This window comes from Streptomyces sp. NBC_01255 (assembly GCF_036226445.1).
In the GTDB taxonomy this organism is placed as follows: domain Bacteria; phylum Actinomycetota; class Actinomycetes; order Streptomycetales; family Streptomycetaceae; genus Streptomyces.
Genome location: NZ_CP108474.1, coordinates 1,387,415 through 1,401,004, shown reverse-complemented (window position 1 = coordinate 1,401,004; position 13,590 = coordinate 1,387,415). Strand labels below are relative to the sequence as shown.

Below are 13,590 nucleotides of genomic sequence, written 5' to 3'. Positions count from 1 at the left end.
GAAGTGTCTCCATCTCCGCAGAGTCAGCGATGGTGCGCTCCTGTCTGCGGACGTCCGGCTGGCGGAGACAGGGGGCGGACGGCAGCGGCGGTTGTGCTCGGGCGGTGCGGTCCGGCCCGGGTGGACACCCCAGCTCTGGCCTCAGGTGCCGGGGCGGCCAGCGGGGCGATGGCCCGGTGCCAGCGGGTCCGTATCGCGGTCAGGTCGGCGAGCGCGCGGCGGCTGCCGGTGATCAGTTGGTGGACGGTGGTCGCTGGGTCGTCGGTGTAGGCGCCGATTCGGTGGGCGACCTCAGCGGCCCGCGCGAGCAGGGCCCGCTCGATGACCCTCCTACCCCAGTGCTCTGGGGAGGCCGCCGGCGCGGACATGAGCGCGATCACCTCATCCGGCGCGAGCCCTGAGGCAAGGATCCCGCGGTGTTGTGCTTCCCACAGCACGGTGATCGGATCGACCGGATCCCCGCGGTGGGACAGGGAGTTCAAGACCTGCCAGAGCGCGCCATGAGCCGACAGAGTGAAGTCGTCGGCGGTCAGCCAGCGCATCTCGTTGATGGCCGACGGCCACACTGCGGCGCTCGCGAGCAGCATCCGTTCCTCATCCAGGACTTCCTCCTCCGTGTCACCCGTCGGTGCCGGCGGCACGGTGGTGCGGGGCAGAGAACCGGGATGGGAGGGGAAACGCCCGGAGAGCTCGGCCAGGTGCCGTTCGAGCGTGTCCGCCCGTGCGAGGACGGCCGTTGCCCGGTCCGGCAGGGCCGTGTTGGCTGAGGCCCGCGCGAGGTGCTCGGAATGCAGGTGGATGGTTCGGCGGGCGTGCTCGGCTTGGACCATCGCGGCGTACGCGGGCGCGTGCCTGGCATGAGGACAGGCCGAGATGAGTGTGTGCAGGTAGGAGACGGTCAGGCCCGGAGCGTCCGGCAGCGCCGTCTCCAGGACCGCGTTCACCCAGAACGGACCGGCCTGGTGACGCACAGGATCAGGGGCCGGCACGCGAAGCATCGCGGAGAACAGCTCTCCGTGCGATGCGTTGGAGAACGCATCGGCCTCGAGTTGCTGAAGGTCGGCGAGTAGGGCTGGTTCGAGCAGGAGGGCACCGAGGAGGGCCTGCTCGGCGTAGTACACGAGGTGAGGACCGGGCGGGTCGTACGAGACCTCGTCGCCGTGCGGGTCGGTGGCGTGCTGCATCAGGCGGCCAGGGTGAACTGCTCGGCGTTGAAGACGACGCCGAGGTGAGGGGCGAGCAGGTGTCCGGCTAGCCGGGGTGGGACCGCGTTGCCGATCTGGGAGAACTGCTGGCCCTTGGTTCCCTGCCAGGGGTAGTCGGCGGGGAAGGTCTGGAGGATGCCGGCCTCGGCGGCGGTGATCCGGATCGGCTCCGGAGCGGTCGACTCGTCGCCACCCAGTTTGCCGGGCGAGGGGGCTGCGACCCACGTGCATTCGTTCGCTCGGTGCCCGAAGAAGAGGGTCCCGGCAGGTTCGTCGATCGAACGGACCGTCGCGTTGGCCTGGTTGTTGCTCCGCAGCGACCACGACCAGCGGTGCGCCTCGGCGGTAGACGTCGACACCGGGGCATCGGCGGACCGGTTCTCGCGCGTGCCCTGCCGAGCGGCCCAGTCGGATCCCTTCATCCGGGACCGCAGCACGACCCCGTCCGCTCGGGGCGCCCAGGCGCCTCGGTCTCGGGCGTCGGCGAGGGCCTTGCGGGCGCCGGAAGGGAAAGGCTCGGCGCCGCCGCCCGGGCCTCCGCCGGCGCAGACGGTGGGGACGGGACGGTCGGTGGCGCCCCAGCCGAGGGCCTCGGCCATGGAGACCCACCGCTTGCGGCCCGGCCCGAACAACGACTCCGGCTCGGCTTGCCGGGCATGCGTCGGCGTGGGCGGCTCGGCGGTGCGGACGCGGGAGGCGAGCAGGATTGCCCGCTTCCGGGTCTGCGGGACACCGAAGTCCGCTGAATTGAGGATCCCGCACCAGACGGAGAACCCCCACGAGCGCAGGATCGCCGCGTACTGCTTCCACAGCGGTAGGACGTCGGGTACCTCCTCCATCGCGATCCACTCCGGCTCCCCGACCGAGTTCAGAGCGTGGAGGTAGCGCATCGGCTCCGCCGCGAGCAGGGAACGCTGGTCGCGGCAGGCGGCCAGGAGCTTCTCGCGGGTGTCCCGTCCGGCGGCGAGGTCGGCGACGGCCTGATGGACGAGGGGCTTGTCGAGCAGGCCGAGGCGCTTCCCGGCCATGGAGTATGCCTGGCAGGGCGGCGACGCGATGAACCCGTGGGTCCGGCCGGCGAACGGCCACACCGGGTAGGCGGCGACGTCCGTACGGATCGTCAGCAGGCCGGCTGCGGCTCGGGTGCGACAGGCCCACTCGTCCCATTCCAGGCCGATATCCCGGACACCGAGGACGCGCAGCGGGTGGCTCCAACCGCCGGGGCCCGCGAACAGGTCCAGGACAAGGTTCCTCACGCCGTGATCCCGAAGTCGTCCTGGACCGGCTTGACTTCATTGCGAAAGGCCCAGGGGGAGCAGCCGTTGTCGACACCCCGCTCCAGTTGCTCGGCGGGGCAGGCAAGCATGGTGTTGGACTGAATCTCTGCACCGAGAGAGATGGCACGGAACTGGGGCGTGGCGGTAATAGGGAATGTCCTTGTGCTGGATCGTCGGGGGCATCGGCGACGCGGGTCCGCGGGGGGACCGGTATAGCTGAGACACGGGAAGGGCGGGGGTGTCTCGCCGGGCGCCGAGGGTGGCAGTCGGGCGGCCCTGGGCGACCGCCTCGGTGTGGCGTCACCGCCGAGCGCTCGTCCGGGCAGCCGTCCTCGGCCTGATCGGCACCGACGTCGCGATGGCGGGGCTGCCGGGCTTCGGGGGAGGGGCGGCGAGGAGTGCCTGGATGCCTTCGGAGGTGAGCCGGATGGCGGACCGGCCCTCCTGGCCCGTGAGCGGGGTGAGGGTCAGCAACTTCCTGGCGGCGAGCGCATCGATGGTGGCGGTCCGCACGGAGGCGTTCAGAGGACTTTCCAGCTCACGGACGCTGCGGCGGGCATCACGGAATACGCCGTCCCCCCGCGCCAGCGAGGCGAGAGCCTTCCGCTGGGCCTCGCTGACCTTGACCGCGCCGCCGCCCGGAGCGAGGTTCTCCCGTGCGGCGCGCGCCTGGGCGTAGAGGTATCCGTCGTGCCGCAGTAGTGCAGAGCCGACTTCCTGGCAGGTCACCGGTGCCCGGTGCAGGTGGACTCGTGCCTGCTCCAGGAGGCGATCGGCTGTAGTCGTGTCGCCGTGGGCGAGGGCGGCGATGCTGTCGGCCGCCCGCAACGCGGCGGTGGCTGTGGCCTCGGCCAGGCGACGGAGGAGTGAGACGGCGTCGAGGCCGTCGACGGTGGTCGTCGCGTTGCTCAGGGCGGCTTTGGCCAGCAGCCCGGCGGCATGGAGTGAGGTCTGGTGCAGCGCGCCGCCTGTACGAACCGCGTCCTGCAGCCGCTTGGGAGCCGTGCCGCGCCGCTTGAGGTCGTCGAGTTGATCGCCGGAGGCCAGCAGGTACCGGGTGAGGGCCCAGAGCTCCTCGTCGCTTGGGCCGAGCGGATAGGGGTGAGCCAAAGAAGAGAACTCCTTGATCTGCAAACTTGACGGCAAGTGGGTGGCATGCCGTGTGCGCCGGTCTGTCCACGGCGCGACCGGTGTCACCGAGAGCCGTCGTCGCAGAAGTGGCGTTCGCCTGCTACGCGGCTCGGCCGTAGTCGTCCTGTTGCGGGGCGTTCTTGGCGACCGCGCGGGCTGTGATGGCCTGGGACGCGCGGGCGGAGGCAGCAGCGAGCTTGTCTGCGCCGGGTTCGAGATACCAGGGGCGGAGGTCGAGCATCGCGACGCGCATGCCGGTGGCCAGGCACAAGGCGGAGCCCTTGGACAGGGCGCGGATGGCGTCTGCGGGAAGGATTCGTTCCTGCCGCATCGAGACCGATTTCGACTTGCCGGAGTCGGAGATCGAAGTGGAGGTGGTTTCCACGTCGTGGTCGCCGATCATCCGGGACAGCTTGTCGGCGAAGTCCGGGTCGTCGATGCCGCTGCCGACCACCTTGACCGTGGCCGCGCTCCACAGCGCGTCCATGCCGGCGTCGCCCCAGACTCGCTGGCCCTGCCTGTAGCTCTGCAGGATGGTGATTGGGATGATCCCACGGCTGCCGAGGTGCGAGTACAAGTCCGGGAGGTCGGCGATCTTGCACACATTGGCGGCCTCGTCGAGGATCGCGAGCATCGGCGGGTCGAGACGACCACCGGCCCGCTCGGCCTGAGCGGTCGCGGCTCGCATGACGGAGTCCGCGCACGCTGCAATCAGAGCGCTCGCTCCGGCGCCGCCATCCTTGGACAGGAGGAAGAGGGTGTCGTTCGAGGTCACGAACTCGCCCGGGCGGAACTCGGGGATGTCCGTTTGCGGGGTGACCCAGGCGGCGATCTCCGCGTTCAGCAGGGCGGAGCCGTACTGCCTCGCTGTCTCGTAGATGCCGTCGCGGGTTTCCGGCGGACCTTCGACGGTGCCCTTGAGCTGAGAGGCGACGGCGGTGAACTTGTGGTCCCGCAAGATGTCGAGCGGGGTCCGGTCGGCGGGGAAGGCGAGCCACTGCATCACGTCAGTGATCGGCCGCTCGTCCAGGGCGGCGGCCAGGAAGAGCTGCGACAAGATGTTGCTGCCGGCCTTGGACCAGAAATCGCCCTGCTGGGAGGCGTCGACAGACGCGGCGAGGAAATGCCCGGCGAGCCGCCCGGCACCGTCCAGGGTCTTGGCGTCGGCGAGCGGGTTCCACCACATGGTCCGCTCGGCGTGGGCGATCTGCTGTGGGTCCATCGACCACACCCGTCCCACCTGGAGCCGAGCGTCCAGACACGTGGTGAAGGCGTCGCCGGCAGCCTTGTTCGAGGTCAGCAGCACCGGACCCGGCGCGGCGAGGATGGAGGGGATGGCGAGGGACGTGGTCTTGCCGGAGCGTGGGGCCATGATGGCGACGGCGACGTCTTCGAACCCCATCCTCACTTCGCGACGAGTGCCGGCGAGATTGCCGAGGAGGATGCCGGTGTCGGACGGGGCGAGGCTCTTGGCGTTCCTCAGGCTCGGGCGCAGGGAGCGGGCCTTGGCCTCGATCGCCTTCGCCAGCAGCGGCTCGATGTCGCGAGCCTTCGCCATTCCCTCGACCTTCTTCTTCCGGCCACCGGAGGAATTCCTGTACTGGAGCCAAAGGACGCCGAAGGTGGCGGCGAGGAAGAGTGTCACGGCGACGGGGACGACTCGGGTACCGACGAGCAGGGACGCTTCTCCGGCGGCCGGCCAGAGCTGTTCGGGATGCAAGAGTGCGTTGGTCGGCTGGTACGGCGCCCACGGTCCGCACCCGGTTACCCAAGCGGTGAGATTTCCGGCCAGCCAGGCGATGTTGGCGAGCGGAAGACCGAGGGCGAACGCGCCGATGAGGATCTTCAGGGCTATGTCGTAACCGTCGGAACTGGACGAGGAGGAAGAGGGCAAGTGGCGGCGGTTCCTAGAACGGGGGCTGGCTCGGGGCGCGGGGCGTGCGGTGGTGTCAGCGGACGAGGCGGCGAGGCGTCGGCAGCCGGGCGGGCGGCGGCGGAGGAGCGCCGGCGTGACGGGACGCGAGGAGGTTGACGCGCTCGCGCAAGGCGTAGCCGACCTGTTCGGCCGGCCATTCCTGCCAACGGAGTGTGATCCGGCTTCGACCGAGGGCTGGGCGCTGCTCGGGCGAGCGCCGTAGCGGTTCGGGATCGGACAACGCCCGGGTGAAGGCCGCGACAAGGCGGACGGGGGCGCTCCCTCCGAAACGGGCCTGCCAGATCTGGTTCTCGGGATCCTGGCCAATTGCTGTCTGGATCGACCAGTGGGCGCTGCCGCTGTAATTGAAGCGCTCGGCTCGGACGATGCCGTCCGGCGAGGCGAGCCCGCCCTCTTTGGCCCGGCCCCATCCGGCCCTCAACAACGGCTCGTTCGGATCCAAGCCTGTTCTCGCATTGAAACCAGGGTCGGTGAGGGTGTCGGTGACCGCCGCGATCAGCTCGACCGGGGTGCGGGCGCCGAAAGATGCGTACCAGCTGAGCCCGTTGGAGCCGCCGGAGTGGGTCAGGCGCCACCACGGCTTGTCCGGAGTGGGTTCGAGGCGTAGCAGCGTCTTCTGGTCGGGGCTGCTGAGAACGACCTGGGGCATCAGCGGGTCGTGGCCGTGGCTCCAGCCGGCGGCCTCGTGGAGCGGAACGGTGACCCAGGCCGGATCCCCCGGGCCGGCGAGGTAGCGCGGCGAGATGAATGCCTGCTCGACGCGGCTGCTCATCCGTGCCTCCCCGACGTCCGACCAACGCCCTTCGGCGAGAGGGCGGGGCCTGGGGCGGAGGTCAGGATCCGGGACGGAGCCGTAAGGGCGACGGCGTGGATTTCGATGAGGGCCTGGCCTTGGGCGGACCAGGTGTCGAGGGAGGACCACGCCTCCTCGTTGCGCTCGGCGAGGGCGTCGTCGAACTCCTCGGTCCCAGGGCCGGCGTTGCTCGGCAACGCGGCACGGGTTTCCAGCCACGCGTCCTGCAGTTGCTCCAGTTGGGTGAGTGCTGTGGCGAGCTCGGACAGCTGCCACGCCCAACGGGTCTGGATGACCAGGGGGTTGAGTTGCTGCAGCTGGACCTCGGACGTGGCGAGCATCTTGCGCGCCGCGTAGCGGATCCGATTGAACGAGCGCCACGTGTCGGCGTCACGCCGCATCATGCGTCGGCCGTATGCGAGCGGGTCGTGCGGCCAGCCATCGGGGTCTGTGTGCTCGTCGGAGTAGGCGTCCCAGGCGGCGAGGATCTCCCGGCTCTCCAACAGGAACAGCTCCATCTGTTGCAGGAGCAGGCCGTGCATCTCGGAAGGGGGGCGGGTCGGCGGGGGCAGGGAAGGTCCTCCTGTGACGTGGGGGCGATGGCCCGGCGGCTTCGAGCGGGCCGCGGCTCCGGCGCCCGGGTGAGCTGCCGTGTGCCCGTGGCCGGCTTGTTGGTGGGGACGGTGGCGGCGGGCCTAGGCCAGTCGCCTCCTGTTCTGGCGGTCAGCGGGTTCCATGGGTGGAGCCGGCCGCTGCGGCGTACGCATGAGGCAGGGGAGTGCGGGCGCGGGGGCTGGAGGACGCCCAGGAGTTGCGGGCCCAGGTTGCGGCGCGGGCGGCGGCTATCCGGGCCTGCTGCCACGCGCCGATCTCCGAGGGCCGCACCGACACCGAGGTCGTGCGGATCCACCGGGAGGGCGGGATGTTTCCGCGGGGGCGCATCACCGGCTGTGGGTCGGCCAGCGCGGCTGAGAACGCCTCGATCAGATGCATCGGTGTGCTCGGGGTGAGCACGGCGTCCCAGGTCCGGCCGTGCTCTGTCCGGGCGCCTGCCCACCAGTGGGCCTGGCCCTCGCCGGCCTGATGGAACTGCAACCATGCGTTCCGGTCCGGGCTGACCGCGGTGAAGTGCTGGGCCCGCTCGGTCTCCCAGCCGTGCTGTTGGAGCGGCGCCCAGGGGTTGGGGGCGTGCGCGGAACGTGACTTGGTGAGGGCGTCGGTGAATCCGGCGACGATTTCCACGGGGGTCTGCGGGGTGAAGGTGACGTGCCACTCCGGCTCATGGCCGTCGGCCTTGCCAGCGATCGTCCAGCCACCCGGCCGGACGAAGGGGTTGTAGGCGACGCGGACCATACGGTCCGGGCTCTCGAACACCAGCGGCCCGCCGGTCCTTGACTGGTCGGTCCATCCGGCTGCGCGGAGGAACTCCGAGACATGCCGGATGTCTCCGCCTCCTGCGAGGTGGCGGGGCTCGGTCAGGTAGTACTGCTCGGCCTGCTCGCCCGCTCCCCAGCCGGGATGCTGCTTCTTGCTCATCGGCGCCGCCTCACGACCAGAGCGGAGGCCACTGGTGCCGGCGACGCCGAGCGAGTGGACACAGGGGCTTCGGCGAGGGCGCGGAGAGTGCCGACGTGCTCGTCCAGGTCACGGCCGACGGCGTCGAGCTCATTCGCGGCGCGGCCGACGGCGAGCCATACCGCGGGCGGCAGGATGCCCCGCTCGGAGTGCGTCTTGGCGAACCGCGACCCGGTGCTCATAAGACCGGTGATCCGCCCCAGGATCCCGTCGTCGAGGTCGAGGACCTGGCCGAGGATCTGGGCGGCCTGCTGGGGCGAGGCTTGGGCGAGCAGCTCGCTGAGCTGTCCGAGCTGGATGGCGATGCTGTCGGCCAAGTGGATCGCGTAGGGCGTCGGGTCGTGCATGGGTCTCCAGGGACGGGACGGTGTGGTGCGGAGTGGTCAGCCGACCTGCGCGAGGCGGCGGGATTCGTCTAGGGCTGCCTCGGGACGCCCGCCGGCCAGTGGCGTGGGCCGCTCGGGGCCGCCGAGTACGCAGGCATGCAGGTAGCGGCGGATCAGAATGGCGGCGAGGCGGGGCCTGCGGGTCGCCGTGAGCGGCGGAGAGGTACGTGCTGCGAGGCTGACGGGGACTCCAAGAAGGGGCCGACGGGGTTGGGGCGAGACGGGACGCGTCACCGGCTGCGCTGCGGGGCCGGCGTCTGTGGGGAGGCGGGCCTGGGGGCCGTGGTACCGAGGGTGGGGCGGGGCGACTGCCGCAGGACGACACCGATGCCGAGCTCGGCCAGGCGGCTACCGGCGGCTCGCACGGACGCTGCCTGCCGGGACGAGTCATCGCCGGCGAGCACGAGCAGGCCCTTGTCCGCGTCGCGGACGAAGCCGTGGTCGGCGAGGACATCGGCGATGTCGGGCCGCTCGGGCGGCGTGACGACGAGGGCGTCGCCGGACCAGGTCATCACCACGTTCGTACCGTGGGACCGGGCGGAGGCGAGGCGGGGGGCGTTGTGCCGCACCTGGGCGAGGGCCTTGTTGTAACGGGACAGCAGGCTGTGGATGACGTCCTCGGCCGCGCGGAAGGGATCCTCGGGCACGGCGATGCCGTCGGGTTCGCGGACACCCTGGTACGCGGCGACGGGGAGGGAGCCAGGTGCCATGGCGGCGATGAGGAAGCCTTCGTCATGGCCCTTGCGGTCCATGACGAACAGCCGTGTGCCGTCGTCACAGGTCAGGACAGCACAGTGGTCGACGATGTACGTGGCTGTCGTCTCGGCGACCTGGTCCATGTCCCACACGTCGACGGTGAGGTCGTCGTAGTCGGCGTGGCCTCCGTGGTCGGGGTGGTACTCGCTGGTCCACCTTCCGGGCAGTTCGCCGGCGAGAACAGAGGCGAACGAGGCGAGGGATTCTTCGGGGTCGGGCATGGTCACCTCGGGAGAGCGGTGGAGTCACTGCCTGCGGCCGGCTAGAGCGGGGCAGCGGTGACGGGAGGGCGGTGGCGATCAAGAACGGTGGTGAGCGCACACACTGCGGAGGCTTCGGTCTCGTCCGAGGCCCTTTGGGGCGCACTCCTGCCGGGTGGGTCGGGCTGGTGCCGGACCGCCAGGTTGTTGCGGGAGTGGGCGGTTGGAGCAGATGACGAGGCGACGACCGTCTGCGAGGTACCGCAGTCGTTCTGCTGTGGCACGGTCCGTGGGCCGGTCGAGGTCCTGGACGAACTCGGGGGTCGAGACGAGCGCGTCGACCAGGGTGGGCAGAACGCCGTCGTGCGGGGCGGTCAGCTGCGGGAGCGAGCCGAGGCGCCGGGCGGCGTACTCGACCGGACCGCGGACGGTCGCCGGCGGCCCGGCTGCCTCGTCGGCCAGGTGACTCAGCACCCCTGCGAGCTGCGGCGCCGTACAGATCGCAGGCGCCAGGTCAGGACTCGGCGGCACTCACGGTGCGCTTGGTCAGATCTCGCCGCTGGACAGCTGAGCGCTGCTGAGAGGTGCTCGGCGGAGTACAGCGCGCGCTCGTTGGCGCGGGGTATCAGCGCCCGCCCCGGGCGTCGTTGATGTGGACGAGCTGGTTCAGCTCGGTGGTTTTGTACCAGTCGCAGTCGATCAGGGCGGGGGAGGGATGCCTCGATAGGAGGTGGTCCTCCAGGGCGCGCAGGTAGATCAGGCAGTCTGGGCACCGGCGCGAGAGGTGGACCATGTACCGGGGGTGGGCGGTGATGTACGACTGCCGACCGCCGGTCGCATCGCGTAGCCGCCACCCGTCCTCGTCGGTCGGAGTGTGCCAGGACGGCGCAATGACACGCATGGCGTCCCCCCAGAGATCCCCGTCAGCCACGCCCTTGAGGACGACGACCTGCTCGCCTGCCTGGAAGTGCCGGTGCGTCACGTCCCGGCCCGGGGTGATCGGGTCGGGAGTCGGCGCGAGTGCCGGGGTGCGCGAGGGCGGGCTGGGATCGGTCACGCGAGGTCCTTCTCAACGGTGCGGGCGGCGGTGGGAGGAACAAGGGTCCGGAGGATCGCCGGTTTGGCCAACCGGCGTTCGGCGCCTATATTTCGCCGCCGTCATCGGTACGGGTTCTCCGTTCCTCGGTCGTCGTCGGCCGCGGCGTCGAGGAGTTCGAGCAGGTCAGCGCCCTCCGCGTCGCGCTGGTCTATCCACCATCCGGCCCGGGTGATCGTGCGAGCCTTCTCCTCCAGCTTTATCCAGTCGGTCTCGTCCCACGTGCCCTCGACGACGAGCGCTGTGTGCGCGGCCGTCATCAGCCCGTGCCGGGAGCGCTCGCCCCAGTCCAGGGCACGCTCGGTCCCTTCCAGAGCCGGCATGTCGAACTTTTGATCCCATTCGGCGGCGGCCTGCTGCTCCTCGGCGCGCTTGGTGGCCAGCCACTGCTCCTTGGACGCGGCGTCGGCGTCGCGGGCCTCCTTCCAGCAGTCCGTGCAGTCCGTGCCGGCGAGCCAACGAACGAAACCTGCTCGTCGGTCGGCCGGACGGTCGGACAGATCGTGTATCACCTGGTGGCCGCAATGGTGATCGACGTTCCACTTCGTGCGGACAGTCATGGGTGCACTCCTCAAGTCAGTTTCGAAGGGCGTCAGTTGTACGGATGGGCGGGGCGCAGGGCGTGCGGTTCCCTGCGGCGCGTGCGGCGGTGTTGGGTCAGGCGGGGCGTGGTGCTCGGCCCGGGCGAGGACGGGCGAGAAGCAGGGGCACTCGTGCGCTGGCGCAGCCTGGGGCGCGGTGTGGCTACAGGACAGCGACGGTGACCCCGAGGGCGACGCTGGCCTCATACAGCTCGCGGTGACGGAGCGGAGCTGGTGTCCCAGCAACACGAGCCTGATGGTCGTGTGTCAGCGGCGGCGGACCGCACCGCTCGCGGCTGGTGGCGTCGGAGGAGCCACGGGAGTCGAGATGCCCCCGTCCGCGCCGCTGGCAGGCGGGGCTGCAGTGATGCGGGCCAGTTCGATCAGGTTCGGGCCGTCTTCGAGCCAGACGGCCATGGCGGCGCCCCCCTCGTTCGCAGTGGCCGCGTCAAGGCGGGCTTCGACACGGTCTACGAGGGCCGCCTGGCCGCCGGACAGGGACGGGCCCTTCGTACGGCGCAGAAGGTCGATGGCGGACCGCGCGTGCATCAGGAATCTGTCGAGTGCGGCGTTGAGGTCGCTGTCGGCGCCGGTACCGGGTTCGAGGTTCCTCACCCAGCACAGGTCCTCCTCGGCTTCATCCAGACGTGAGAGAAGCACGGCATGCTCGTACTCGGGCAGAAGAGAAGCGCCGATCATGGCCGCGAGGCCGGTGACGGTCCGCGCGGCGACGCAGCGGGGAGCCGGAGCGGTGACGTTGAGGTGATCGGGGCTCGGGAGGAGCGCCCCGGCCAGGTACCGGCCGTCCCAAGGACGCTGGGCCAGTAGTAGTTCGGTGCCGGAGCCGTCACGGAGTATCGCGGCACAAGGCACGCGGTAGTCCGTCATCGTGGCTAGCAGAGGTCCCGTGTTCCAGAGCCAGGAGGCGAGGCTGTCCTGATTCGATTTCTGAGGGAACCGCTCGATGGTGGCCTCCCAGGCGCCGGGCAGGTGGTCGGCCACCCCGGAGGCGATGTCCCCGAGGAACTGGTGCGGGCTGGTGACGACCTTTACATGGAGGTCCGACGTGGCCTGCTGGAGGCTGCTCAGGCAGGTTCGCGCCCTGTCGGGGTCGTCCAGTGAGAGGCGGTGCAGACCGTCGGCGTCCTGGGGGAAGCCTGCGACGGCCAGGGCGGCTTCGGCCCACCGGTGGCCGTCTCCACCGACCAGGCCGACGATGGTGTTCTGCCCGCTGAGGTGAAGCGTGACGGTGGTGACGGAAGTCAGGGCGCGGTCTCCTTGGGCCGGGTGGTCAACGGCGGGGGCGGTGGGCTGCGATGAGTGGCGACGGCTGCGACGCCTTCATCATCGTGGTACGGCGGCCTGTTGGCGGCGGAATGGCACTGGTGAGAGACGCGTGCAGCGACGGGTCGAGCTCCACGTGGTACCTGGCGGTGGTCAGCATGTCGGCGGCCCAGGTCGCGTGCTCGTTCTCCCATGCCTCACCCATGTCGAACGGCAGTCGGACCCAGGGCCCGCGCAGGGACGGTTCGAAGAGGAATCCGGCCCGTCGCAGGACTGCTGCGGCGAAGGAGTCGACGGGCCCGCCGTTCACCTCGACCTCGCCGCCTCGACCACGGGTGATGCCGATCGGTTCGCTGCTGGGCATCATCGGCTCCGCCCTGCCCCACCCGACGCCGTCAGGTGGACGGTCGGCGCGTAGTCGGGCTTCGGAGGGATCAGCCGCGTGTCGGGCCGGGCCGTAGTGGGCGACGGAGGGCGGTGCGGTGAGCGGGCCGATGCGGCTTGCGCGACTCTGCTGCGCCGCTTCATTAGCCCGTGAGATTGGGCCGGATGCGGCGGGGAGGCGGAGGCTGCAGGGTCGAGGAGAAAGTCGGCGTGAACGGCGTAGCCCACCCGGCGCAGGTCGTGGACGGCTTGGCGAGTGCGGCGCGATCCGTCGTGCTCGGGATCCGTGAGCCGGAAGAGCCTGGGCTCACCGGGCACGGGCTCGAATTGCTCCCGGACGAGGAACCAGTGAGCGAGATGCGAGGGCACGGACGAGGTGAACGAGGCGACGAAGCCGTGGTCGTCGTGCGTACCGAAGATGAAGTGGGTGCCAGGATCCAAAAAAAGGGGGCGGGCCTTTCTCGACGATGTAGCTCAGCGGCGGGGCGCACGGGCTGGCGGTAGGGCCCTCGTTCGCGTGGAGCAGAGGTCCAGCGGCGGACGGGGCCGGGGGCCTGCAGGGCGGGCTCTTTTGCCGCCGCTTCAGTGCGTACGGCCGGTGTCGGAAACACAGGGGCTTTGTTCACGAGAACAGGTTCTGGCTCGCTTTCCGTGAAGCGGTCATGCTGAGTGACGGCTGACGCTCGGATCGACCTTCGGGAACTTGCCTGAAAATGACCAGTACCGATCTTGGTGTGGCCGACAGTGCGGCGTCGTGGAAGGGACGTTGCTCCCGCTGGAGGAGCTGCTGTTCCCGTCCCGTGCGGACGTGGCGGTGCTGTCGGTGTACGTGAACGACAAGGTGACAAACATCGGGGCCCGGAGTACGGCGGCTGGGGCAGCGTGTCCTCCGGAGTGAGCGGCGATGCAGCCGCGGCTCACCTCCGAGGGGATTAGGACAGGGCGGGGGCGAGGCCGCTAGACTCAAGTTGCCCTAAGGGCTGTGT

General features: G+C 70.2%; 13 protein-coding genes. All 13 read right to left on the bottom strand.

Annotated elements, in window-relative coordinates:
* Positions 1–23: 23 nt before the first annotated feature.
* Positions 24–1,121 (bottom strand): DnaB-like helicase N-terminal domain-containing protein, encoded by a 1,098-nt coding sequence (locus OG357_RS05990; protein ID WP_329620137.1) that lies wholly within the window; start codon positions 1,119–1,121, stop codon positions 24–26.
* Between the two features lie 62 nt (positions 1,122–1,183).
* Positions 1,184–2,461, bottom strand: coding sequence for a DNA cytosine methyltransferase (locus tag OG357_RS05985; RefSeq protein WP_329620136.1), 1,278 nt, complete (start codon positions 2,459–2,461; stop codon positions 1,184–1,186).
* A 321-nt stretch (positions 2,462–2,782) separates the two neighbouring features.
* Positions 2,783–3,592, bottom strand: coding sequence for a hypothetical protein (locus tag OG357_RS05980; RefSeq protein WP_329620135.1), 810 nt, complete (start codon positions 3,590–3,592; stop codon positions 2,783–2,785).
* Between the two features lie 121 nt (positions 3,593–3,713).
* Positions 3,714–5,507, bottom strand: a complete 1,794-nt coding sequence (locus OG357_RS05975) for a type IV secretory system conjugative DNA transfer family protein (protein ID WP_329620134.1) — start codon at positions 5,505–5,507, stop codon at positions 3,714–3,716.
* 55 nt (positions 5,508–5,562) lie between these two features.
* A complete protein-coding gene (locus OG357_RS05970; protein ID WP_329620133.1) occupies positions 5,563–6,321 on the bottom strand; it encodes a DUF317 domain-containing protein in 759 nt (252 codons plus the stop codon).
* Positions 6,318–6,884: a hypothetical protein gene (locus tag OG357_RS05965; protein ID WP_329620132.1), complete on the bottom strand. Its 567-nt coding sequence runs from the start codon at positions 6,882–6,884 to the stop codon at positions 6,318–6,320. Before OG357_RS05965 ends, OG357_RS05970 begins: the two co-directional genes overlap by 4 nt.
* 181 nt (positions 6,885–7,065) lie before the next feature.
* Positions 7,066–7,878 carry a DUF317 domain-containing protein gene (locus OG357_RS05960; RefSeq protein ID WP_329620131.1) on the bottom strand — a complete coding sequence of 271 codons (813 nt, stop codon included), beginning with the start codon at positions 7,876–7,878 and terminating at the stop codon, positions 7,066–7,068.
* Positions 7,875–8,264 (bottom strand): hypothetical protein, encoded by a 390-nt coding sequence (locus OG357_RS05955; protein WP_329620130.1) that lies wholly within the window; start codon positions 8,262–8,264, stop codon positions 7,875–7,877. Before OG357_RS05955 ends, OG357_RS05960 begins: the two co-directional genes overlap by 4 nt.
* A 269-nt stretch (positions 8,265–8,533) precedes the next feature.
* The gene (locus tag OG357_RS05950; RefSeq protein ID WP_329620129.1) at positions 8,534–9,280 is read right to left on the bottom strand and encodes a hypothetical protein; all 747 of its coding nucleotides are present in this window, start codon (positions 9,278–9,280) and stop codon (positions 8,534–8,536) included.
* 604 nt (positions 9,281–9,884) lie between these two features.
* Positions 9,885–10,316, bottom strand: a complete 432-nt coding sequence (locus OG357_RS05945; RefSeq protein WP_329620128.1) for a hypothetical protein — start codon at positions 10,314–10,316, stop codon at positions 9,885–9,887.
* 101 nt (positions 10,317–10,417) lie between these two features.
* Positions 10,418–10,915 (bottom strand): hypothetical protein, encoded by a 498-nt coding sequence (locus OG357_RS05940; protein ID WP_329620127.1) that lies wholly within the window; start codon positions 10,913–10,915, stop codon positions 10,418–10,420.
* Between the two features lie 288 nt (positions 10,916–11,203).
* Positions 11,204–11,824, bottom strand: a complete 621-nt coding sequence (locus OG357_RS05935; RefSeq protein WP_329620126.1) for a hypothetical protein — start codon at positions 11,822–11,824, stop codon at positions 11,204–11,206.
* A 403-nt stretch (positions 11,825–12,227) separates the two neighbouring features.
* A complete protein-coding gene (locus tag OG357_RS05930) occupies positions 12,228–12,587 on the bottom strand; it encodes a hypothetical protein (protein ID WP_329620125.1) in 360 nt (119 codons plus the stop codon).
* Positions 12,588–13,590: the final 1,003 nt, after the last annotated feature.